The 483-nt window shown below is 72.7% G+C and carries 1 pseudogene; it reads left to right on the forward strand.

Going from position 1 to position 483, the window contains the following annotated elements:
* Positions 1-483, forward strand: a pseudogene (locus AA75_RS43525) (NADP-dependent oxidoreductase); the annotation flags it as partial.

The following is a 483-nucleotide window of genomic DNA, read 5'->3' on the forward strand; positions in this document are numbered from 1 at the left end:
AGCGTCCGGTACCGGGCCTGAACGAGGTCCTGGTCCGGGTGCACGCGGCCGGGGTGAACCCGGTCGATTGGAAGAACCAGGGGCAGTGGCGCCCTCGTGGAGTGGAACGCCGTTCCGGCGGTCGGCTGGGATGTCTCTGGCACGGTCGAGGCCGTCGGCCCCGGGGTCGGTCTGTTCAGCCCCGGGGACGAGGTCTACGGGATGCCGCTGTTCCCGCGTCAGGCGGGTGCGTACGCGGAGTTCGTGGTGGCCCCGGCCCGCCATCTTGCCCGTAAGCCGGCCGGTCTGACGCACGTGGAGGCGGCGGCGTTGCCGTTGGCGGCGCTGACCGCGTGGCAGGCGCTGGTGGAGACGGCCGATGTGCGTCCCGGGGAGCGGGTCCTGCTGCATGCGGCGTCGGGCGGGTCGGGCATCTCGCGGTGCAGATCGCCAAGGCACGTGGTGCGTACGTCATCGGCACGGCCAGCGCGGGCAAGCACGACC

The sequence above is a fragment of the Kitasatospora sp. MBT63 genome, from assembly GCF_000710465.2.
In the GTDB taxonomy this organism is placed as follows: Bacteria; Actinomycetota; Actinomycetes; order Streptomycetales; family Streptomycetaceae; genus Kitasatospora.